Annotated in this window: 21 protein-coding genes; 18 read left to right on the top strand and 3 right to left on the bottom strand. The window is 62.5% G+C overall.

Features of this window, described 5'->3' with window-relative positions; genetic code table 11:
- The first annotated feature begins 6 nt into the window (after positions 1-6).
- The 5 genes from E2F50_RS05465 (at position 7) to E2F50_RS05445 (ending at position 5293) form a co-directional block, all read left to right on the top strand.
- Positions 7-1602: a GMC family oxidoreductase gene (locus E2F50_RS05465; protein ID WP_133315006.1), complete on the top strand. Its 1596-nt coding sequence runs from the start codon at positions 7-9 to the stop codon at positions 1600-1602.
- Positions 1603-1615: 13 nt separating this feature from the next.
- Positions 1616-2695: an enoyl-CoA hydratase/isomerase family protein gene (locus E2F50_RS05460; protein WP_133315005.1), complete on the top strand. Its 1080-nt coding sequence runs from the start codon at positions 1616-1618 to the stop codon at positions 2693-2695.
- 27 nt (positions 2696-2722) lie between these two features.
- Complete coding sequence (mmsB, locus tag E2F50_RS05455; protein WP_133315004.1) at positions 2723-3610, top strand: 3-hydroxyisobutyrate dehydrogenase; 888 nt, start codon at positions 2723-2725, stop codon at positions 3608-3610.
- A gap of 503 nt (positions 3611-4113) precedes the next feature.
- Complete coding sequence (locus E2F50_RS05450; RefSeq protein ID WP_133315003.1) at positions 4114-4353, top strand: hypothetical protein; 240 nt, start codon at positions 4114-4116, stop codon at positions 4351-4353.
- A gap of 142 nt (positions 4354-4495) precedes the next feature.
- Positions 4496-5293 (top strand): hypothetical protein, encoded by a 798-nt coding sequence (locus E2F50_RS05445; protein ID WP_133315002.1) that lies wholly within the window; start codon positions 4496-4498, stop codon positions 5291-5293.
- Between the two features lie 165 nt (positions 5294-5458).
- On the opposite strand, the gene E2F50_RS05440 is transcribed toward E2F50_RS05445, so the two are convergent.
- Together E2F50_RS05440 and E2F50_RS05435 are read right to left on the bottom strand one after the other, a co-directional pair.
- On the bottom strand, positions 5459-6895 hold the full coding sequence (locus E2F50_RS05440; protein WP_133315001.1) for an NAD-dependent succinate-semialdehyde dehydrogenase: 1437 nt from the start codon (positions 6893-6895) through the stop codon (positions 5459-5461).
- Positions 6896-7085: 190 nt separating this feature from the next.
- Positions 7086-8261, bottom strand: coding sequence for an acyl-CoA dehydrogenase (locus E2F50_RS05435; protein ID WP_133315000.1), 1176 nt, complete (start codon positions 8259-8261; stop codon positions 7086-7088).
- A gap of 97 nt (positions 8262-8358) precedes the next feature.
- Between E2F50_RS05435 and E2F50_RS05430 the strand changes: the two genes are divergently transcribed.
- Entirely contained in the window at positions 8359-9291 is a 933-nt protein-coding gene (locus tag E2F50_RS05430; protein WP_133314999.1) for a LysR family transcriptional regulator, read from the top strand.
- Between the two features lie 34 nt (positions 9292-9325).
- Here the strand turns inward: E2F50_RS05430 and E2F50_RS05425 are convergent, their stop codons facing one another.
- Positions 9326-10090, bottom strand: a complete 765-nt coding sequence (locus E2F50_RS05425; RefSeq protein WP_133314998.1) for an SDR family oxidoreductase — start codon at positions 10088-10090, stop codon at positions 9326-9328.
- A gap of 119 nt (positions 10091-10209) precedes the next feature.
- On the opposite strand from E2F50_RS05425, the gene E2F50_RS05420 reads away from it, so the two are divergent.
- From E2F50_RS05420 to E2F50_RS05365, 12 genes are all read left to right on the top strand, one after another.
- Positions 10210-11109 carry a LysR family transcriptional regulator gene (locus E2F50_RS05420; protein ID WP_133314997.1) on the top strand — a complete coding sequence of 300 codons (900 nt, stop codon included), beginning with the start codon at positions 10210-10212 and terminating at the stop codon, positions 11107-11109.
- Positions 11110-11468: 359 nt separating this feature from the next.
- Positions 11469-12518, top strand: coding sequence for a DUF1963 domain-containing protein (locus tag E2F50_RS05415; protein ID WP_133314996.1), 1050 nt, complete (start codon positions 11469-11471; stop codon positions 12516-12518).
- A gap of 71 nt (positions 12519-12589) precedes the next feature.
- Positions 12590-13105 (top strand): ankyrin repeat domain-containing protein, encoded by a 516-nt coding sequence (locus tag E2F50_RS05410; protein ID WP_133314995.1) that lies wholly within the window; start codon positions 12590-12592, stop codon positions 13103-13105.
- Positions 13106-13174: 69 nt separating this feature from the next.
- Positions 13175-14263, top strand: a complete 1089-nt coding sequence (locus E2F50_RS05405) for a LacI family DNA-binding transcriptional regulator (RefSeq protein ID WP_133314994.1) — start codon at positions 13175-13177, stop codon at positions 14261-14263.
- The gene (locus tag E2F50_RS05400) at positions 14260-15294 is read left to right on the top strand and encodes an ABC transporter substrate-binding protein (RefSeq protein ID WP_133314993.1); all 1035 of its coding nucleotides are present in this window, start codon (positions 14260-14262) and stop codon (positions 15292-15294) included. Before E2F50_RS05405 ends, E2F50_RS05400 begins: the two co-directional genes overlap by 4 nt.
- 95 nt (positions 15295-15389) lie before the next feature.
- Positions 15390-16232 carry an ABC transporter permease gene (locus tag E2F50_RS05395; protein ID WP_133314992.1) on the top strand — a complete coding sequence of 281 codons (843 nt, stop codon included), beginning with the start codon at positions 15390-15392 and terminating at the stop codon, positions 16230-16232.
- Positions 16229-17023, top strand: a complete 795-nt coding sequence (locus tag E2F50_RS05390) for an ABC transporter permease (protein WP_133314991.1) — start codon at positions 16229-16231, stop codon at positions 17021-17023. Before E2F50_RS05395 ends, E2F50_RS05390 begins: the two co-directional genes overlap by 4 nt.
- Positions 17016-18041, top strand: coding sequence for an ABC transporter ATP-binding protein (locus E2F50_RS05385; RefSeq protein WP_133314990.1), 1026 nt, complete (start codon positions 17016-17018; stop codon positions 18039-18041). Before E2F50_RS05390 ends, E2F50_RS05385 begins: the two co-directional genes overlap by 8 nt.
- A gap of 12 nt (positions 18042-18053) precedes the next feature.
- Complete coding sequence (locus E2F50_RS05380) at positions 18054-18977, top strand: nucleoside hydrolase (protein WP_133314989.1); 924 nt, start codon at positions 18054-18056, stop codon at positions 18975-18977.
- Positions 18974-20761, top strand: a complete 1788-nt coding sequence (locus E2F50_RS05375) for an adenine deaminase (RefSeq protein WP_245515291.1) — start codon at positions 18974-18976, stop codon at positions 20759-20761. Before E2F50_RS05380 ends, E2F50_RS05375 begins: the two co-directional genes overlap by 4 nt.
- Positions 20762-20770: 9 nt before the next feature.
- Positions 20771-21448 (top strand): phosphoribosyltransferase, encoded by a 678-nt coding sequence (locus E2F50_RS05370; RefSeq protein ID WP_133314988.1) that lies wholly within the window; start codon positions 20771-20773, stop codon positions 21446-21448.
- 89 nt (positions 21449-21537) lie between these two features.
- Positions 21538-22587: a dipeptidase gene (locus tag E2F50_RS05365; RefSeq protein WP_133314987.1), complete on the top strand. Its 1050-nt coding sequence runs from the start codon at positions 21538-21540 to the stop codon at positions 22585-22587.
- The last annotated feature ends 12 nt before the right edge of the window (positions 22588-22599 follow it).

Below are 22599 nucleotides of genomic sequence, written 5' to 3'. Positions count from 1 at the left end.
GGCATTATGGAAACCTATGACTACATTATCATCGGCGCCGGCAGCGCTGGCTGTGTGCTGGCCAACCGCTTGTCGCAGGACCCGAAAAACCGGGTGCTGATCCTGGAAGCAGGCGGCAATGACAATTACCATTGGGTGCATATCCCGGTCGGCTATCTCTACTGCATCAACAATCCGCGCACCGACTGGTGTTTTACCACCGAGAAGGAGGAGGGGCTGAACGGCCGCTCGCTATCCTATCCGCGCGGCAAGATTCTCGGCGGCTGTTCGTCGATCAACGGCATGATCTACATGCGCGGCCAGGGCCGCGACTACGACCTGTGGCGGCAGATGGGCTGCACCGGCTGGGGCTGGGACGAGGTGCTGCCGCTCTTCAAGAAAAGCGAGGATTTCTATAAGGGCGCCGATGAGATGCATGAGGCCGGCGGCGAATGGCGGGTGGAGAAATCGCGGGTCCGCTGGGCGGTCCTCGATGCGTTTCGGGCGGCCGCGGCACAGGCCGGCATTGCCGAGATCGAGGATTTCAACCGCGGCGACAATGAAGGCTCATCCTATTTCGACGTCAACCAGCGCTCCGGCATCCGCTGGAACACGGCCAAGGCCTTTCTCAAGCCGGCGATGAAGCGGCAGAACCTCGATGTCGTGACCAAGGCGCATGTGAAGCGCCTCCTGGTCGAAGCGGGCGAGGTGAAGGGCGTCGAATTCCAGCATGACGGGGTGACGAAGACGGCCTTTGCCCGGAGGGAAACGGTGCTTTCCGCCGGCGCCATCGGCACGCCGCATGTTCTCGAGCTGTCTGGGATCGGCCGCGGCGACGTGCTTTCCGGTGCCGGTATCGAGGTGGTGAAGGAGGTCAAGGGCGTCGGCGAAAACCTGCAGGACCATCTGCAATTGCGGATGGTTTATACGGTGACGGGCGTGCCGACCTTGAACGAAAAGGCGTCGCGGCTTCTGGGCAAGGCGGCGATCGGGCTCGAATATGCTTTTCGCCGCTCGGGGCCGATGTCGATGGCGCCGAGCCAGCTCGGCATCTTCACGAAGTCCGGGCCTGAGAAGGAAACCGCCGATCTGGAATATCACGTGCAGCCGGTATCGCTCGACAAGTTCGGCGATCCCGTCCACGCCTTTCCCGCCATGACTGCCAGCGTTTGCAACCTTCGGCCTGAAAGCCGCGGCTCCGTGCACCTGAAAAGTCCAGATTTCGCCGCTCAGCCGGCCATCCGTCCGAACTATCTCTCGACGGCGGCGGATCGGGATGTCGCCGTGCGGTCGATCCGTCTGACCCGCGAAATCGTGCAGATGCCCGCCTTTGCACGCTACCAGCCGGAAGAATACAAGCCCGGCCCATCCTATGAGACGGATGCGGATCTGGAGCGGGCGGCGGGGGAGATCGGCACGACCATCTTTCATCCGGTCGGCACGGCGCGCATGGGTGCTGATCTCGACAGCGTTGTCGATCCCCGTTTGAAAATGCGGGCGCTGGGCAGATTGCGTATCGCCGATGCCTCGATCATGCCTAATATAGTTTCCGGTAACACCAATTCGCCGACCGTCATGATCGCCGAAAAAGCGGCGGAGATGATCCTGGCGGACAATCGCTGAGGAGAAGAGTGCAATGCCGGAAGCGGCGATCCCGAGCCCGGAAGTGATCATCGACCGCGTCGGCTCGGCCGGGATTATCCGGCTCAACCGGCCAAAGGCGCTGAACAGCCTCACCCTTTCCATGGTCCGGGCAATGAAGGCCGCGATGCATGATTTCGCCGAGGACGACACGGTGGCCACGGTTGTCCTGGTCGGGGAAGGCGAGCGGGGGCTTTGCGCCGGGGGCGATATCCGTGCCATTCACGATATGGGCCGTGCGGGCGATCCCGACGTGACGCAGTTCTGGCGGGAGGAATTCCCGATCAACTATGCCATTGCGCATTATCCCAAACCCTATGTGGCGCTGATGGACGGCATCGTCATGGGCGGTGGGGTCGGCATTGCATCGCACGGAAAACATCGGGTCGTGACCGGACGGACGCGGCTTGCCATGCCGGAAACCGGTATCGGCTATGTGCCGGATGTCGGCGCCACCTGGCTGCTGCCGCGCGCGCCGGGCGAGACCGGCACATGGATGGGGCTGACGGGACAGGAAATCGGCGCCGCCGACGCGATCTACGCCCGCCTGGCCGATGCGTGCCTCTCGTCGGATGATCTTCCCGCCCTCATAGAAGCGCTGGGTGGGCTCGGTGGTAGCGCATCCGATAGCGAGGTGCGGGCGGTGATCGATGGATTTGCGGTTCAGCCCGCCGGCGGGAAATTTGCGACCCAGCAGGCTCTGATCAACCGTTGTTTCCGCTTCGACACCGTTGAGGAGATCCTGGAGGCGCTGCGGCAGGAAGAAGGCGAGTTTGCCGCCCGCACCCGCGACGTCATCCTGAAGCGCTCGCCGACGAGCCTGAAACTGACGCTGCGGCTGCTGCGGCTGGGGCGGAACAGTTCAAGCCTTGTGGAATGTCTCGAACGGGAGTTCACTGCGGCTTCGGAGATCCTCAAGAACCATGACTTCTATGAGGGCGTGCGGGCGGCGATCATCGACAAGGACCGCAATCCGCAATGGTGGCCGGGACGGCTCGAAGAGGTGAATGAGGCGGATCTGGAAGGCTATTTCACAAGCCGGCATCCTGTGCTGTTTGCGGACCACCGGCTCTGACGTGAGATTGGAGGAGGGGAGGACGACATGACGAAGATTGCTTTCGTGGGGCTTGGCAATATGGGCGGGCCGATGGCCGCAAACCTGGTCAAGGCGGGACACGAGGTGCGCGGCTTCGATCTTTCCGATGCGTCGGTGAAAAGCGCCGCCGAGGCCGGCGTGACGCCGGCCGGCTCGCTTGCGGAAGCGGTCAGCGATGCGGAATGCGTCATCACCATGCTGCCCAAGGGCCAGCATGTCATTGCCGTCTGGACCGATCTCACCACGCTGGTGGCGGAAGGCACCCTGCTGATCGATTGCTCCACCGTGGACGTGGCGAGCGCCCGCCAGGCGCATGAGCTTGCCTCGGTGATGAACTGCATGTCGCTCGATGCGCCGGTTTCGGGCGGCACCAGCGGCGCGTCGGCGGGCACGCTCACCTTTATGGTCGGCGGTTCGGACAAGGCGTTCGCGCTGGGCCTGCCGCTGCTCGAGACGATGGGAAAGAAGATCGTCCACTGCGGCTCGGCAGGTGCCGGCCAGGCGGCCAAGATCTGCAACAACATGATCCTCGGCATTTCCATGATCGGCGTCTGCGAAGCCTTCGGCCTGGCGGAAAAGCTCGGCCTGTCGCATCAGGCGCTGTTCGATGTCGCCTCCACCTCGTCCGGCCAATGCTGGTCGCTGACCACCTATTGCCCGGTGCCTGGCCCGGTGCCGGCCTCGCCGGCCAACAACGACTACCGGCCGGGCTTTGCCGCGACGCTGATGTCGAAGGACCTGACCCTGTCGCAGGAAGCCGCCAAACAATCGGGCGCCGCCACACCGCTGGGCGAGCACGCGGCGGCGCTTTATGCGGAGTTCGAAAAGGCCGGTCATGGGGCTGAGGATTTCTCGGCGATTATCCGGATGCTGCGGGAAAAAGCTGGCGGCTAGCCCGCTTTTGTCAACGCCGACGGCCATGCCGGCGGGACCGGCATGGTGGGAAAGGGGCAGGCAGGGATATTGCAGGGTAGGAGGTAGATTTGTCTGCCTGCCCCGGCCATTTCACCAATCTTTCGAGGATTTCGGGCTCCTCATCCGACCGCTGCCATGACCATCACCGGAACCAGGACCTTTCGAACCCGAGGAGGCGCCGGTTCGCGAACCCGGTTCCCTCCGATGACAGGCGGATTATCGCGCAGACGCAGCGCGCGGGGACGAACGGGATCGTCACTGTCGTGGAAGCCCTTGAAGATGCATCCGCATTATTTTCTGGTTATTGCTGATCGTCCCCCTGCCGAAAAACTGATGTAGCGCAAACGCGCGGAGCGACGTGGCGGGATTTTTGTCCTAGCCTATATAGAAGCAGCGAAAGGATTCCTGTTCGCGCGCCAACGTCTTCTCTAAGCCGGCAAGGCACATGGTTACCTTAAGCTGTTCATGCCCCGGAGCCCGTCATGCTGGATGCACCAAAGTCCGAAAGCCGCCTGCACGATGCCTATGAAATCGCCCTCGATTGGTGCGATGATGCCCCTCAAGGAAAGATGCACGACGACTGCGTCGTCGGCTCCATGGCTTCGATGAGCGTCCGGGAGCAGGCGGCGGCCGATCGCGCGACTTTGCTGGAGGGCGCTTTTCTTCTTGCGCTGGTTGCGGCTGTTGCACTGATCGCCGGCCGCAAGTTCCGCCGTGCCTGAGCGATGCGTGGACCGGAATCCGACTGCAATGCGCGCGGAAGACTTACATCGAGGTCTGTTAAGGCTTGCTGTTGGAAGCCAGCAGGTGACGTGACCAAGCATGGGAGAAGTGGCTGCGCGGCCGATGTCATGGGAGATTGTGATGCTGATGAGTTTCGTACATCCAACCACGAGGCTGGCATATGGCGGGCTGATCACAGCAGCGATCACCTTGTTTGGCCCAAGCGAACTTGCGGCTGCCTCTGATCTGACAGTGGAAATTGCCGGCGAGCTTCTGGAGCGCGGTGGCGCCGTGACCATCTATCACATCCCGGTCGATGCGGATAAACTGCAGATGGGCGAAAGCGGTGTTGTCGCCTCAATGATACGGATCGACCAGAGATATACCGAGATACAACTGCGTTATCCTAAGGATGGCTCATTCGCATATCGCTTTCGCCCCGGCACCGGATCACCCAATGCGGCACAACACTGGACGCAGGTGCTTTCCATCATCGGGACGACCATGGAAGGACAAGGGCCTCTGATGGAGCATGGTTTTGTAGGTTCCAGTTCTTCCGGAGGGCGCATCATCCGGATACCATCCATGTCCGAGATCGCCGGACCGAGCGAGGCGACAAGAACGGCAGCGCGATGGGGCGAGACTGAAGGTCTGGGTGCCCATCCTCCTGGAGATGAGCGGAGCGTGCGCGCCTTGGTCGGGCTTTTGGATGGCGCACGCCTGCAATGCAATGGTGGTGAGCAGGTACAGGTATGCGCCCCGGACCAAGCGCAATGGCCAGAAATCGAAGCCAAATGGTGGCGGTCGATCGCGGAAGCGCGGTTAGATCGTCTAAGAGAACATGCACTGCGCCGCTGCTACGACAGCAAGTGGTTTGAAAATGTCAAATGTGACGCTGACCCGGAATCCGATGAGCCAAAATACAAGGCGCGTTGGTAAAGCCGGGCCTTGGCGCGGTTCATGCAATTCGGCCAGTTTCCCGCCGTAGCCAGTCTGGTTTCCGTTCATCGCTCGGAGCGTGCGGCTCTTGTTTTGCGTCACCTCAAGCAAAACCGGCCGGAGCACTCGCTCTGGCCGGCTCAAACGCTGCAGCAAATGATCTATTCAGTTCATCAGCGAAACGAACTTGGTTTCCAGATAGGCTTGCGTGGCTTCGGACCCGCCTTCGGTGCCGTAGCCGGAATCCTTGATGCCGCCGAAGGGGACTTCGGGAATGGCTAGGCCGTTGTGGTTGATGGTCAGCATGCCGGCTTCCACCTGACGGCCGAGCGCATGCGCGGTCTTCACCGAGCCAGTAAAAGCATAGGATGCGAGGCCGAAGGGCAGGCGGTTGGCTTCCTCGATCGCTTCCTCATAATGGGCGAAGCGGTTGACGATGGCGATCGGGCCGAAAGGCTCGTCGTTCATGATATTGGCCGAGGTCGGCACGTCGGCGAGCACCGTCGGCTCGAAGAAATAGCCCTTGTTGCCGACGCGCTTGCCGCCGGTCTTCAAGGTTGCGCCCTTGGACACAGCATCGTGGATCATGTCCTCCATGACCGGGATGCGGCGCTCGTTGGCGAGCGGGCCCATGGTGGTGGCATCTTCCAGGCCGTTGCCGACCTTCAGCGCCTCGGCCGCCTTGACAAAGCCGTCGAGGAACCGGTCGGCGACGCCGTCCTGCACCAGAAAACGGGTCGGCGCGACGCAGACCTGGCCAGCATTGCGAAATTTCGCGGCGGCCGTCACCTCGATCGCCTTGTCGATATCGGCATCGTTGAAGATCATCACCGGCGCATGGCCGCCGAGTTCCATCGTGGCGCGCTTCATGTGCTTGCCGGCGAGTGCCGCCAGGTGCTTGCCGACCGGGGTGGAGCCGGTGAAGGAAATCTTGCGGATCACCGGATGGGAGATCAGATATTCGGAGATTTCCGCCGGAATGCCATAGACGAGGCCGATGACGCCAGCCGGCACGCCTGCATCGGCAAAGGCGCGGATCAATTCAGCGGGCGAGGCGGGGGTTTCTTCCGGTGCCTTGACGATGATCGAGCAGCCGGTCGAGACGGCGGCCGACAGCTTGCGGACGATCTGGTTGATCGGGAAATTCCATGGGGTAAAGGCGGCAACCGGGCCGACCGGCAGCTTGATCGTCATCTGCTGGACGCCGCCGAAGCGGGCTGGGATGATCTGGCCATAGGTGCGGCGAGCTTCTTCGGCGAACCAGTCGATCGTATCGGCGGCACCCATGACCTCCATCTTGGACTGGGCGAGCGGCTTGCCCTGTTCGCGCGTCATGAGATAGGCGATGTCGTCGGCGCGGGAGCGCATGATATCGGCAGCCTTGCGCATCAACTTGGAGCGCTCGAAGGCGGAAGTGTCGCGCCAGACCTTAAAACCCTTGTCGGCAGCTTCAAGCGCCAGGTCGAGATCGGCCGGACGCGCATGGGCGATCTTGCCGATCACTTCCTCGGTTGCCGGATCGATGACGGGGAGGGTTTCGCCGCCAATGGCATCGCGCCATTCGCCATTGATGAAAAGTTTTACGTCGGGATAGGCAGTCATGATGTCCGCTTTCGTTCGCATGGAGATCGGGCGAAGGCCGGCAATGCCGGCAAGGGAATAGCGCACCTGACGTAGGATAATTGGCGCCCACAATCAACGGCTGGCTGAAGGAATGAGTGCCGGTGGCCGCCTCAGGTGTCCATACCTCCCGGGCAAGGAGGGACGGACGTTGTCAGGGTAAACGCCAGTCTCAGAAAAACGCCTGTATCCCCGTCTGCGCACGACCCAAAATTAGCGCATGCACATCATGCGTGCCTTCATAAGTATTGACCGTCTCCAGGTTCTGCGAATGGCGCATGACATGATATTCGGCCTGGATGCCGTTGCCGCCGTGCATGTCGCGGGCCTGGCGGGCGATATCAAGCGCCTTGCCGCAATTGTTGCGCTTGACGATGGAGATCATCTCCGGCGCCATCCTGTGGCTGTCCATCAGCTGGCCGACCCGCAACGACGCCTGCAGGCCAAGTGCGATCTCCGTCTGCATATCGGCGAGCTTCTTCTGGTAGAGCTGCATGCCGGCGAGCGGCTTGCCGAACTGTTTCCTGTCGAGACCGTATTGGCGGGCGCGGAACCAGCAGTCTTCGGCGGCACCCATGACACCCCAGGAAATGCCGTATCGGGCGCGGTTGAGGCAGCCGAACGGGCCTTTGAGCCCCGAGACGTTCGGCAGGATCGCATCTTCGGTCACTTCGACGCCGTCCATGACGATCTCGCCGGTAATAGAAGCGCGCAGCGACAGCTTGCCGCCGATCTTCGGGGCGGACAGGCCCTTCATGCCCTTTTCGAGCACGAAGCCGCGGATTTCGTTGTTATGGGCTTCCGATTTGGCCCAGACGACGAAGACATCGGCGATCGGTGCGTTTGAAATCCACATTTTTGCGCCGCGCAGGCGGTAGCCGCCGGCGATCTTTTCGGCGCGGGTCTTCATGCCGCCGGGATCGGATCCGGCATCCGGCTCGGTCAGGCCGAAACAGCCGATCAGGTCGCCCGACACCAGGCCGGGAAGATATTTCTGCTTCTGCTCGTCCGAGCCGTAAGCGAAGATCGGATAGATGACCAGCGACGACTGCACGCTCATCATCGACCGGTAGCCCGAATCGATGCGTTCGATCTCGCGGGCGACAAGGCCATAAGCCACGTAGGATGCGTTGGCGGCGCCGAACTCTTCCGGAAGCGTCAGGCCGAGCAGGCCCGTCTGGCCCATCAGCTTGAAGAGGCCCGGATCGGTCGTTTCGTCCAGATAGGCCTCGTTGACGCGCGGCAGAAGTTCGGACTTGGCGAAGGCCGCAGCGGCATCGCGGATCATCCGCTCTTCGTCGGAAAGCTGATCTTCGAGAAGAAAGGGATCGTTCCAGGAAAAGGCCAAGGGTCTCGCTCCATGTCAGGTTGGGTCGATTATGGTTGTGCCGTCGCCAAGAGCAAGACCCGTTTACTCAAGCAGACATGAACTATAGTAATAGCGCATGCTCGGTCTTTCGCGAAAACTTCTTCCCTCGACTTCGGCGCTGGCCGCCTTTGACTCGGTTGCCCGGCTCGGCAGTTTCTCGGCGGCCGCAGAGGAGCTATCGCTGACGCAAGGGGCGGTCAGTCGCCAGGTTTCCGGACTGGAAGAGCAATTGGGTGCCCTGCTTTTCGAACGCACCAGCCGCGGCGTCGTGCTGACGGTGATTGGCCAGGATTACGCCAATGCGGTCGCCCATGCGCTGGCGCAGATCCGCTCCGCCTCCCTGCAGGTCATGACCAAACGACATAGCGACCAGCTGAACCTCGCCATCCTGCCGACCTTCGGCACCCGCTGGCTGATGCCGCGGATACCGTCGTTCGTTGCCCAGCACCCGGAGATCACCCTGAATTTCGCAACCCGCATCGGCGTTTTCGATTTCGACCGCGACGGCATCGACATGGCGATCCATATCGGCCCCATGGGAGAGAAGGGGCCGGATTGGCCGGGGGCGGAATGCACCTTTCTGATGGAGGAAACCGTCGCGCCGGTCTGCTCGCCGGCATTTCTGGCCGCCCATCCGATCGCTTCTGGCGCGGATCTCTTGCGCCTGCCGCTTCTCCACATGGCGTCGCGGCCGGGCGCCTGGGGCCACTGGTTCGAAAGCCTCGGCGTGACGGGGACGCCGTCGCAGGGCATGCGCTTCGAGCAATTCGGCAATGTGGCGCAGGCGGCCATTGCCGGGCTGGGCGTGGCACTGATGCCGCTTTTCCTGATCGAAACCGAATTGGCGAGCGGCCAGATCGTCGAGGCCTTCCCGCACCCGGTGCGCAGCCCCAGCGGCTATTATGCCGTGGCGCCGGTGAGCAAGAAGGACTTCAGGCCCGTCGTTGCCTTCCGGGCCTGGCTGATCGAGGAGGTCGGACGCTTCCAGCAGGACGTGGTGGGGTGGTGAGGGTGGCTCGATTTCGCCAGCCACCCGGGCAGCGTCAGGTGCGGGTAATGGAAAGGCCGCCATCCACAAGGGACGCGGTGCCGGTGACGAAGCTCGCGTCGTCGGAGGCGAGATAGAGGACGGAGCGGGCAATCTCCTCCGGCGTGCCAACGCGCTTCAGCGCATGAAGCGAGGTGACGAAGGACTGCTTTTCCGGCGTGTCATTGTGTTCCCGGTACATATCCGTTTCGACGGCACCCGGAAGGACGGCGTTGACGCGGATGTTCTGCGGTCCGTATTCCGCGGCTAGTGCCTGGGTGAGGCCGATCAGGCCGGATTTGCTTGCGGCATAGGCGGCCGTGCCGGGAAAGGCGACCGTATAGCCGACAAAGGTCGAGGTGAAGATGATCGAGCCGCCGCCATTGGCCTGCATAGCCGGAACCTGGTGCTTGGCCGCCAGGAAGGAGGCGGTGAGGTTGATGGCGAGCGTGTCGGCAAATCCCGCCTCGGACACGCCGGTTGTGGGGCCGCCCTCGCCAAGCGTGCCGGCATTGTTGAAGGCGATGTCGAGCTTGCCGAAGCGCTCCACCGCGGCGGCGACGAGAGCCTTGTGGTAATCTTCCGAGCGCACGTCCCCGGCTATGGCAATCGCTTCGCCTCCTTGCGCCCGGATCTCGTCGACCAGGCTGTTCAGTTCCGCCTGGCGGCGCGCGGCCACGACGAGCCTCGCGCCTTCCCGGGCGAAGAGCTTCGCCGTCACGCGTCCGATGCCGGAGCTGGCGCCCGTCACGATGGCGACCTTGTTCGTCAGTCTGTTCATTGTCATGCTTTCCTTGATCGTGGAGGAGACCCCTCCGTTGGCTTGATCGGAAGATGGCATTTCTCCAGCGTTCGGATTAGCCTGCGAACAGCGGAACTGCCGTCCGGAATGTTCGAACAATGCTGAAAACCGAAGCGCTTCTTGCCTATGCCGCCATCGTGGAAAGCGGCTCGATCATCGCGGCTGCCCGGCGGCTGCGGCTGTCGAAATCCGTCGTCAGCGAGCGTTTGGCGGAGCTGGAAAAATCCCTAGGCGTGGTTCTCCTGCATCGGACGACCCGTAAGCTGACGCTGACCGAGGACGGCACGGCCTTCCTGGAAAGGGCGCGCCGCATCCTGGCGGAGATCGAGGATGCCGTCGCCGACATATCGGAGCGGCGGGGAACGCTTGCCGGGCCGCTGCGTCTGGCTGCCCCGGTGACCTTCGGGCGGCTTCATCTGGGGCCGGCACTTTGTCCATTCCTGCGCCAAAACCCGGAACTCGCGCTGACGCTGGATATCGATGACCGGCGGGTGGATGCAGTGGCGGACGGTTTTGATGCCGTAATCCGTCACGGGCCCATCGCCGATTCCCGCCTGATCGCCTGGAAGCTCGCGCCAAGCCGTCGCCTGCTGCTGGCATCGCCGGACTATCTTGAGCGGTTCGGCACGCCGCGAAGCCTGAAGGAGCTCGAAACCCATCGGGGGATATTCTACACCAACCGAGGCGTGTCTGACTGGCGCTTCGAGACCGAGGATGGCCCGATCCTGGTGCGGGCACGGCCGGCTGCCGTCGTCAACAATGGCGACATGTTGCGAGATGCAGCCATTGCCGGGCTCGGCCTCGCCATGCTGCCGACCTTCATTGCCGGCGCGGCGGTGCGCGAAGGGCTGCTGCAGGAGGTCGTGCTGGAGCACAAGCCGGCCCAGGAATTCATCTACATGGCCTATCCGCAAGGCCGGGGCGCCTCCGCGAAGCTGCGGGCGATTGCCGAGCATCTGCGGGTGACCTTTGGCGATCCGCCCTATTGGGAGAGCTAAAGAATTCGAACAATCCGTTTCGGCGATCACCTGCATGGTTCGCCAGCGGATGCGGACTCGACTCGTTCATGGGCCGATTTCTCCTGCTCAAATCATTGATTTAGCCTCCCCATGACTGGCGTCCGCAGAGCCTGATGCCGATACGGCATGCAGACGTAGGCCTTCCCGTACCGGTTCGCAGCCCCAGCGCCTGTTACGCCGGTCAACAAAAGGAATTCTTGAAGCCTGTCGCTGCCTCCGGGACTTGCTGATCAACGAAGTCGAGCGCTGCCGACGGACGTGCTGGGGCGGTAGCGCTATCCATGGCTTGCCAAGGTGCATCCGTCCATTAAGTCTCTCCTCTTTCGGACAGGCGAGGGATGAACATGTTCGACACGCCGGCACAAGCGCATCAGGTGATCGAGGAGCGCTTTGCTCCGGACATGGTCGAAATGATAGCGAGCCAGTTGCGCCCGGTCGTCGTCTTTTCGGTGCAGGACGCAGATCGCAAGGGCGGCAGCCGGATCGGCGGTGTACCGGACCTGCCGAAGGATACGGAATGGCCGCGCCGGCCTGTTCCGGAGAATACGGATGAGATCGCCAAACGCGCCGGCGAACCTTACGACAAGGAGCTGCGCGCTCATCTTGCCGGCGGCCTTCCCTATGCCTTCTTCGCCCAGGTCGACCTTGGTGAGGCTGCTGGTCTCGGTGAGGTGGCAAGTTGTCTGCCGAGCGAAGGACGGCTCCTGTTCTTTTACGACATGATCGCTGGGCCCTTCGATAGCGGCACACAGTCGGCCAAGGTGATTTGGGACCGCAGCCCGAGCGACAGCCTATTGCAGGCTGCAGTGCCGGCCGAACTCTCGGACGCTGCTGCTGCCTACCGGCAAATGGCCGAACAAACGAACAAGCAATATGGGCTGCAGCCAGAGACCCGCGCACCCGGCGCGCCGCAACCGGGAACATCCTATGGCGGTCCGTCCAGGCCGATGGCGCTGAAGCTCGCGCTGCAACTGCCGGTCTATTCCAGTCTCGAATTTCAGGCATCCGGACGTTTGGAAAAGACCTATTCGGCCGATCGCGCGGTGGTCGGCGGGTCGCAGAAGTTCAGCCAGGCTTATGGAGAATTGTCGGGAGAGTATTACCCGGGAAATCAGCTGCTCGGCGCGCCGGTGCCGGTGCAGGACGATCCGCGCTACGACGCGGTCGTCGTCAGCGAGTACAATACACAGTTCCTGTCCGGTGAAGACTGGGCAAAGAACCGGGACAAGGTGATCGAGAAGGCGAAGGAGTGGCGGCTTCTGCTGCAGGTCGAGGTTTCCGACTGGATGCAGGACAGCGCGGAAGGCACGGTCTATTTCCTGATCCGTGAAAAGGATCTCGAAAACCGAGCCTTTGACCGTGTTGTGGCTGTTTACCAGCAAACCTGATCGGATGAGATTATGCGCAGGTTCGCAGTCTTTTGCCTCTTGCTCTCGCTGGTTTCCACGGGGCTTCAGCAATGAGTTCCAATGATGTCGAGACCTTTCATCGTGCTGTTGAGACCGGCGACGTGCCTATGGTCATGGCAATGCTGCAGGCGGAGCCAAAGCTTGCAACATCGTCCGGTGCCTTTGGCTTTCAGCCGATGAACCTGCAGGACCTTTACTTCGAACCCGCCATCTTCAGGATGCTCATCGCGAACGGCGCCGACGTCAATGCCGCCAATGATGAGGGCATCACGCTGCTGCACATCATCGCGGATCCCGCGCCAGTCGCCGAAGTCGTTGCCGCAGGCGGCAATCTGGAAGCACGCGACAAGGACGGGCGGACACCGCTGCTTGTCAATATGACGGAGCCCGATCGGGAAGACGTTATCGAGGCGCTGATCGAGGCCGGCGCCAACGTCAATGCGCGCAGTCATGATGGAAAGACGGCGCTCGCCATGGCGTGGGAGGCTCAGAACAGCGTCCTGGCAGACCTGCTGATCAAGGCCGGTGGCATGAGTGAGCGACATGCTAGTCGGCCAAACGCCTAAGAACGCAAGGGACTCGACTCCCTGACCTTTCCATATTATCCTGCTTAAACGATTAATCAGGCAGGTCCCATGGCCGTCGTCCGCCAAAGCACGAATATGAGCGCTATCGCTTTGGCGCTTGGCGTGTCTGCGGCAACGGTGTCCAATGCGCTTTCGGGCAAGGGCCGCGTGTCGCCGGAACTGGTGGACAAGATCCGCGCCAAAGCGGCCGAGCTCGGCTATGTGCCGAGCCTCACGGCCCGGGCTCTGCGCACGGGGCGGACCGGCGTGCTCGGTCTGGTGCTGCCGGACATTGCCAATCCGCTGTTTCCGCAGATCGCTCAAGCTATCGAAAACGCTGCGGCCAGTGCCGGTTACGGCGTGCTGATCGCCGACTCGCGCGGCAACAACAATACGCAGACGCTGGCCATCCAGCGGCTGATGGAGCGGCAGGTGGATGGCATGGTCATCGTGCCGCGCTTTGGCACCCGGATTGCCGATCTCGGCTGCCCGGTCGCCGTGATCGACAGCCCCTCGACGCCCGGCAACACGGTCTCGGCCGATCACTGGCAAGGCGGTCAGCTGGTGGCAGAACATCTCGTCGGGCTCGGCCATCGCAACTTCGTGCTGATCGGCGCCAATCCGCAGTCCAATGTTCAAAACGACCGGATCGGCGGCATGAAATCCCGCATGCCGAAGGATGCAAGGATCGAGGTCATCTGGATCGAAAAGGCCGAAGCCCTCGCCGGTCCCGGTTGCGCGCTGGGTCTGGCAGACAGGATCGAGCGCGGCTTTACCGCTTTTGCCGCCAGCAATGATCTGCATGCATTGCGCGCCCTGACGGAGCTGCAACGCGCCGGCGTCCGTATTCCCGATCAGGCCAGCATTGTCGGCTTCGACGACCTCGTCTGGTCTTCTGTGGTCAGTCCCAGCATTACCACGGTGCGGCAGAATATGTCCGTGATTGCCGAGATCGCCGTCAGTGCGCTGCTTGGAGTGATCGACCAGGAAAGTCCTGAAACCGCGGACGTGGGCGGCATGGCGGTTGCCCAACGGGACCGTGTGCCGATGACGCTGATTGCCCGTCAGACCAGCGCTGCGGTCAATCCGCATCACGAGACGCTGAGCTTGCATGCCCGAACCCTCCAGAAGATTCCAGCAGGAGAACTCAAATCATGAAGAAGGTTGTATTCGCATCGGGCGCCGTCCTGATGCTCACCCTCGGTAGCGCGCAGACACCGGTTCTAGCGCAGGAAAAGACATTGACGATCTCCGTCTATGCGCTGGCGCAGGACGAGTATAAGCAGATCGTTTATGATCCCTTCGAGAAGATCTGTGGCTGCAAGCTGGTCGTCGAGACCGGCAACAGCGTCGAGCGGCTGGCGAAGATGGAGGCGAACAAGGCCAATCCTGTCGTCGACCTTGCTGCCGTTTCCATGGCAGATGCACTGGCCGCATCGCGCGCCGGCCTGATCGACAAGATCGACACGGCCAAGCTTCAAAGCTTCGACAAGCTCTATGACATTGCCAAGGATCCGAACGGCGACGGCATGAGCGTCGGCTATACATTCTACGCCACCTCGATCGCCTATCGCTCCGACAAGATGAAGATTGAAAGCTGGGCAGATCTGCTGAAGCCGGAATATGCAAGCCATATCGCCTGGCCGAACGTCACCACCAACCAGGGTCCGCCGGCGCTTTACATGCTCGGCCAGGCGCTCGGCAAGGACACGCCGGACCTCAAAGGCGCCATCGAGGCGGTCGGCGAAAGCAAGGACGATATCGTCACCTTCTATGAGAAGTCCTCGCAGCTCGTGCAGCTGATGAAGCAGGAAGAAATCTGGGCCGCCCCAATCGGCCGCTTCACCTGGGCGCCCTTCGCCAAGCTCGGCCTCCCCGTCGCCTGGGCGATGCCCAAGGAAGGCCAGACCGGTGGCATGAACGTGATGATCCTCACCAAGGGCTCCAAGAACCGGGATCTGGCGCTGCAGTTCATGGATTTCTGGTTGTCGACCGAAGTTCAGACCAAGCTTGCCGAAAAGATGATCGACAGCCCGGCCAATCGCCAGGTCAAGGTTTCCGATGAGGTCGCCGGCAATCTCACCTATGGCGAGGAAACCGCCAAGAGCCTGAAGCTCATTCCGTCTGCCGTGGCGCTCGACAATCGCGCCGGCTGGGTGAAGAGCTGGAACGAGACGGTCGGGCAGTAACGCCATCCAAAGAGTAGCCTCCCAAGGCGAAGGGATGCGGTCCGGGCGCGAATGCCCCTCCGCATCTCGTTTACAATCACGCAGGATTAATTCGCATGTTCCAGAACAGGGCCGAGGCGCTTGCACTTGCATTGCCTGCCGCAATCTTCGCGGCGGCGGTGTTTCTCGTGCCCGTCATCATCCTGCTGTCAGACGGATTTCGCGATCCCGTCGGCGGATGGACGATTTCGGCCTATACGGACTTCTTTTCCAATTCGCTCAACCAGACGGTTTTCCTGCGCACGCTGCGTCTTGGCGCCATCGTCACCGTCGTGTCAGCGGTGATCGGCTATGCCGCTGCATTCGCCATCGTCAGTCTGGAGCCTGCGACCAAGGGAAAGATCACCGGCCTCGTCGTGCTGCCGCTGATGATCTCGCCGGTGGCGCGCACCTATGCCTGGATCGTCATTCTCGGTCGCACCGGCATCGTCAACCAGGCGTTCCAGGCATTGGGGATAACCGACGCGCCGCTGCGCATCCTGTTTTCCGAAACGGCGATCTTTATCGGCCTTCTGCAGCTGTTCCTGCCCCTGATGATCATCTCGCTGATCTCGGCACTCGAAAACATGCCGAAGGATGCCATTCCCGCGGCCCGTGTCTTGGGCGCCAACTGGTTCCAGGTGTTCTGGAAGGTTGTGCTGCCGCTCACCAAGGAGGGGCTGGTGATCGGCGGAACACTGGTCTTCACCGGCTCGCTCACCGCCTATATCACGCCCGCCATTCTCGGCGGCTCCAAGGTGCTGATGCTCGAAACACTGATGTACCAGCAGGTCTCGGTTTCGGGCAATTTCGTCGCCGCCAGCGTCATTGCCTTCATCCTGATCGTCATGAGCTTTGCCGCCAATATCCTCCTGAAACGCGTCGCGACGGCCCGCAACAAGGTAAGGAGCCAGGGATGAATTCGAACACCCTTGCCCGCAGCCTGTTCATTCCGATCATCCTGTTTCTGGTGATCGCCTTCCTGATCGGGCCCTTCCTGATTATCGTCGCCGCCTCGTTTTCGGCCGGTGATACGCTGGCCTTCCCGCCGCAGGGTTTTTCCTTGCGATGGATCGCCAAGGTCTTCACGGTCGAAAGCTTTCGCGCTTCCTTCGGCATGTCGCTGTTTCTAGCGATCGGCGGCACGGCGGCGGCGCTCGTACTCGGTATTCCGGCCTCTTATGCGCTGTCGCGCTACAAGCTGCCGGGAGCGGAAGTGATCCGCACCGTGGTTTCGGCGCCGATCATCGTGCCAGGCATCATCGTCGGGCTGGCGCTTCTTCGCTATATCGTCGTGCCCTTCCAGGTCGGCATCACGCTGGCGCTGTTCCTGGCCCATACGGCGCTTGTTCTGCCCTATGCGGTGCGGGTCGTCTCCGCCAGCCTCGACAATCTGCGCTCCGACATCGAGGAGGCCGCCGTGCTGCTGGGATCGTCACGCACGGGGGCCTTCTTCCGGGTGGTGATGCCGAACATCCGCGGTGGCATCCTGTCGGCCTTCATCCTCGGCTTCGTCACCTCGTTCAACCAGGTGCCGGTATCGCTGTTTCTTTCCGGCCCGGGCGTACGCACCCTACCGGTCGACATGATCGCCTATATGGAAATCGTCTTCGACCCATCGGTTGCCGCGCTGTCGGCGCTGCTCGCCTTCCTGTCCATCGGCATCGTCTTTGCCGCAGAACGTTTCCTCGGATTTTCCCGCTATGTCTGATGCCTCCTATCTTTCGCTGCAGAAGCTGACGCTCGCCTATGGCGACACGGTCGCCGTGCCGGATCTCGACCTCGATATCGCCAAGGGCGAGCTGATCGCGCTGCTCGGGCCTTCGGGCTGCGGCAAGACGACGACCATGCGGGCAGTCGCCGGGCTGCTGCCGGTCAAAAGCGGTCATGTCAGGCTCGACGGCGCCGACATCACCCATGTCTCGCCCAACAAGCGTGCGGTCGGCCTGGTCTTCCAGTCCTATGCGCTGTTTCCGCATCTCTCGGTCTACGAGAATGTCGCCTTCGGCCTGAAGCTCAAGGGGCTTCGCGGGGCCGAACTTGATAAAAAAGTGCGCTCCGGCCTGACCTCCGTCGGCCTGTCGACCTTTGCCGACCGCAAGCCAGCCGAACTTTCGGGCGGCCAGCAGCAGCGCGTCGCACTTGCCCGTTCCATGGTCATGGAGCCGAAAGTCCTGCTGCTCGACGAGCCGCTCTCCAACCTCGATGCCCGGCTTCGCCTGGAAATGCGCACCGAGCTGCAGCGCGTCCAGAAGGAGACCGGCGTGACGATGATTTTCGTCACCCACGACCAGGCGGAAGCCCTGGCGCTGGCCGACCGGATCGTCGTCATGAAGGCCGGAAAGATCGAGCAGATCGGCTCGCCGGAGGATATCTACAATCGCCCGGTATCGTCTTTCGTGGCAGATTTCGTTGGTTTCGAGAACATTTTCCCGCTCGAGAACGGCAGGCTCAGGACTGCTTCCGGTCTTGAGGAGCTTTCCAGCCAGCCCCCTTCAGCGGCGGGTCTGGCCTGGCGTCCGCGCATGGTGTCCCTTGGGACAGGTCCTTTTCGGGGCACCGTGCGCGGCACATCCTTTGCCGGCGATAGCCGCGAATACCTGCTCGACACGCCGCTTGGCGCCATCAAGGCGGAGGTCGAGGCGAGCGCGCCGGCGCATCCGCTCGGCGCTGAACTCGCCTTTGACCTGCCGGCCCACAAGGCCGCGCCGCTTTCCACGTTTTCCTGAGGAGCGGTCGCCATGGGCATCTGGATCGATACCGATATGGGCTTCGACGACATTGTCGCGGTGATGACCGTGGCGCATGCGGGCTTAAGCATTGATGGCGTCTCGCTGACCTTCGGCAATGCCTCGTTGGAACAAGTCATGCGCAACTCGGCAAGCGCCGCAGCCGCCTTCGTATGGCCGTTCCCGATCCATGCGGGGCGTCGGGCACCTGTGCTCGGGCGCCTTGAAACCGCAACGGATATTCTCGGGCAAACAGGCATGCCGAGCGCTGGGCTGACGCTGCCGGAGGCGCCGGCGACATTCCAGAACGATGCCTTCGAGGCTCTCTGCGCCTGGTTGGAGAAGGCGGAGGGCGAGCGCCGCATCCTGGCGTTGGGGCCGCTCACGAATATCGCCGCAGTGGCCCTGGCGCGGCCCGATCTGGCGCAGAAGATCACCGATCTGACCTGGATGGGCGGCGCCGTAACCACCGGCAATCACACCGCTTCGGCGGAGTTCAACGCCTTTGCCGATCCCGAAGCGCTGGCGATCGTGCTTGCCCACAAGGTGCCGCTGCGAATGGTCGATCTCGATCTCTGCCGCAGGGTCCTGTGTGGCCCTGACAACGTTGCGCCCATTCGCGGTGCCGGCGGCCGCAATGCCGTTCTTCTGGCCGACCTGCTTGAAGGTTTCATCCAGATCGCCATCAGCCGCGGCCGACCGGCCATGCCGCTTTATGACGCGGTGGCGGCTGTCGCCCTGGCCTATCCTGGCACCGTTACCTGGCGAGCGGCACGGCTGGATGTGGAGCTCTGCGGAGGATTGACCCGCGGACGCACGGTGGTCGAGACGCGGCTCGGCCGCGGCGAGTTCAACGGCGCCTATGCGGTCGAGATCGACGTGGAAAAGGCGCGGTCGGTCATTCTTGAAACATTGCAAGCGGAGGCGAGCTGGTGAAGAGCATCATCACGGATGTGAACGAGTTCAACGATCCGGAGCTTCGCAACCGCGCCGTGATTGCGGCGCGTGGCGATGCGGCCTTCGATATCCTGATCACCGGCGGCACGCTGGTCGATGTGGTGACGGGCGAGTTGCGACCGGCCGATATCGGCATTGTCGGACCGCTGATCGCCAGCGTCCACGCGACCGGCAGCCGTGCCGACGCGGCAGAGGTGATCGATGCGACGGGTGCCTTCGTGTCACCCGGGCTGATCGACATGCACATGCATATCGAAAGCTCGATGGTGACGCCGGCCAATTATGCGGCAGAGGTCTTGCCGCGCGGCGTGACCACCGTGGTCTGGGATCCGCATGAGCTGGGCAATGTGCATGGCGTCGACGGCGTCCGATGGGCGGTCGAGGCGGTGAAGGCCTTGCCCTTGCGCTCCGTCGTTCTGGCGCCTTCCTGCGTTCCCTCGGCTCCGGGATTTGAAGTTGCCGGTGCCGATTTCGACGCCTCGACGATTGAGGAACTGCTGTTCTGGCCAAAGATCTGCGGGCTGGCGGAAGTCATGAACATGCGCGGCGTCATCGACCGCGATCCGCGCATCAGCGAGATCGTCCAGGCGGCACTGTCGTCGGAAAAGATGATCTTCGGCCATGCCCGCGGGCTGGCGGGCGCCGATCTTGCCGCCTTCATGGTGGCCGGCATCACCTCCGATCATGAGCTTGTTTCCGGCGAGGATCTGCTGGCCAAGCTTCGGGCGGGCCTGACGATCGAGCTGCGCGGCTCGCATGATCACCTTCTGCCTGAACTGGTCGAGGCGCTGAAGGCCCTGCCGCATCTGCCGCAGACCGTAACGTTTTGCACGGATGATGTGTTTCCCGACGATCTCGTTGAAGGCGGCGGGCTCGACGATGTGGTGCGCCGGCTGGTGCGCTACGGGCTGAAGCCGGAATGGGCGCTTCGGGCCGGGACACTTAACGCGGCCATGCGGCTGGGACGGGACGATCTGGGGCTGATTGCTTCCGGGCGACGGGCGGATATCGCGGTGTTCGAGGACCTCGGCGACTTTCGGTCGCGGGCTGTTCTGGCGAGCGGAACCGTGGTTTCCAGGTCCGGCGCCATGACCGCCAAACTCAGCCACGCCGACCCTGCGCCGCTGCGGGATTCGGTGAAGCTGCGCTCGCTGCGGGAAGAGGATTTTCGCATCGCATCGGAAGGACGCAGGGTTCGCCTCGCGACCATAGACCAGCCGCGGTTCACGCGCTGGGGAGAAACGGATGCGGATGTCGTCGACGGTTTCGTGGTACCCCCGGAGGGCGCGACGCTGATCGCCGTGACCCACCGCCACGGCCGCGCCGACAGCCGCACCCGTGTCGGCTACCTGACCGGCTGGGGCGCCTGGAAGGGTGCGTTCGCCACCACGCTTGCCCATGACAGCCATAACCTGACCGTCTTCGGCGCAAAGCCGCGAGACATGGCAATGGCCGCCAACGCGGTGATCGCCGCCGGCGGGGGCATGGCCGTTGTCGAAGATGGCGAGGTCACCGCCCTGTTGCCGCTGCCGCTTTCCGGCCTGTTGTCGCAGGCGCCGGCTGCCGAGGTGGCGGAACGCTTCAGCGCCATCCGCGCCGCCATGGACAGGGTCGTCGACTGGCAGCCGCCCTATCTGGTGTTCAAGGCCTGTTTCGGTGCGACGCTCGCCTGCAATCCCGGCCCGCACCAGACAGACCGCGGCATTGCCGATGTGACGACGGGCAGGCTGCTCCGATCGCCTGTTCTGGACATCCTGGAATAGGTGCCGCCGATGCAGCCGCATGATTTCTGGCAGACCATCCATCCGCCCGGCAGCTTCGATACGGTCGGGCCGTTCACCGGTTTCTTTCCGGCGACGCTCGGCCAGGGGGAGCAGATCCGCCTGCCGATCCGGCCGCTGGCGGACGGAAGCCACGCGCTCGCCTCGCTGATCATCAACCAAGCGAGCTTCGATGTGCAGGATGCGCTGGCCGGCGACCTTGCGCCGAAGCTTGCCGCCTTTCGGCCCGAAATTATCATCGGCCTGCCGACGCTGGGGCTGACATTGGCCGCCGGTGTCGCCCGCGCCCTCGGCCACACGCGCTATGTGCCGCTCGGGACCTCTCGCAAATTCTGGTACGACGAGAGCCTGTCGGTGCCGTTGTCTTCCATCACCACGCCGGAACAGCAGAAGCGGCTTTATGTCGATCCCCGCATGCTGCCGCTCATTCAGGGCAAGCGCGTCGCGCTGGTGGACGACGTGATCTCCAGCGGCACGTCGATCGTCTCAGGCCTGACGCTGATGGCATCGCTCGGCATCGAGCCGGTGGTGATCGGCGCCGCCATGCTGCAATCGGAGCGTTGGCACCAGCGGCTGGACGCTTTCGGTCCTCACTGGCGTGGCCGCGTCGTCAGCGCCTTCCGCACGCCCATGCTGCAAAAGGCAGGCGAGGGGAGTTGGCGTTTTTGATGCGGATTGCGTCTTGCGAAAGCCAAGTGGCTGGCTAGGATCGCTTCATCATTCATCTTGGTACCTTCAATAAAATCGGGAATAGCTTCATGGAACTGGTGTTCGACGGCCATAACGACGTGCTTTTGCGGCTCTGGCGGAACATGAAGGCAGGCGGCGACCCGGTCCGCGAATTTGCAGAAGGCATTCCGAGTGGCCATATCGACCGCCCCCGCGCCAAGGCTGGCGGTCTAGCCGGCGGGTTTTGCGCCATCTACATTCCATCCGGCGATCTCGTGCTCAAGGAGCCTGACGAGCAGGGGCATTATGAGACGCCGCTCGCCGCTCCGCTCGATTATTCTCCGTCGCTCGACATCGCTCTTGAAAAGGCGTCGATCGCGCTTCGGCTGGATCGCGCCGGCGCATGGCGGCTGTGCCGCTCCACTGCCGATATCCGCAGGGCCATGGATGACGGGATCTTCGCCGCCGTCATGCATATGGAAGGCTGCGAGGCGATCGATCCCGACCTCCGCAATCTCGATGTATTCTACGCCGCCGGGCTCCGGTCGCTCGGTCCCGTCTGGAGCCGCCACAATATCTTCGGCCATGGCGTTCCCTTCGCTTATCCGATGACCACCGATACAGGCCCGGGCCTGACCGACCTCGGCTTCGAGCTGATCAAGGCCTGCAACCGGCTCGGCATTCTGATCGACCTGTCCCACATTACCGAGAAAGGTTTCTGGGATGTGGCCAAGACGTCCGATCAGCCGCTGATCGCCACGCATTCCAACGCGCATGCGCTGACGCCGGTTGCCCGTAACCTGACCGACAAGCAGATGGATGCCATCAAGGAGAGCGGCGGCGTGGCCGGGCTCAACTATGCGGTGACCATGCTGCGGGCCGATGGACGCGACGATGCCGCAACGCCGCTGTCCGACATGATCCGCCATATCAACTATATGATCGAGCGTATGGGCATCGATCACGTAGCCTTGGGATCCGACTTCGACGGGGCCTCGATTCCGCAAGAAATTCATGATGCTGCCGGCAATCAGAATCTGGTTGCAGCCCTCAAAACTGAGGGATACGGTGAGGCGGAATTAACAAAGCTTTGCCGGGAAAACTGGTTGAGAGTCTTGGGGAAGGCCTGGCACGAATAGGCGGCTCCAAAG

The organism is Rhizobium deserti, from assembly GCF_004358025.1.
Classification (GTDB): domain Bacteria; phylum Pseudomonadota; class Alphaproteobacteria; order Rhizobiales; family Rhizobiaceae; genus Neorhizobium; species Neorhizobium deserti.
Note: the sequence above shows the minus strand (reverse complement) of the source record. Positions and strands in the feature narration are given on the sequence as shown.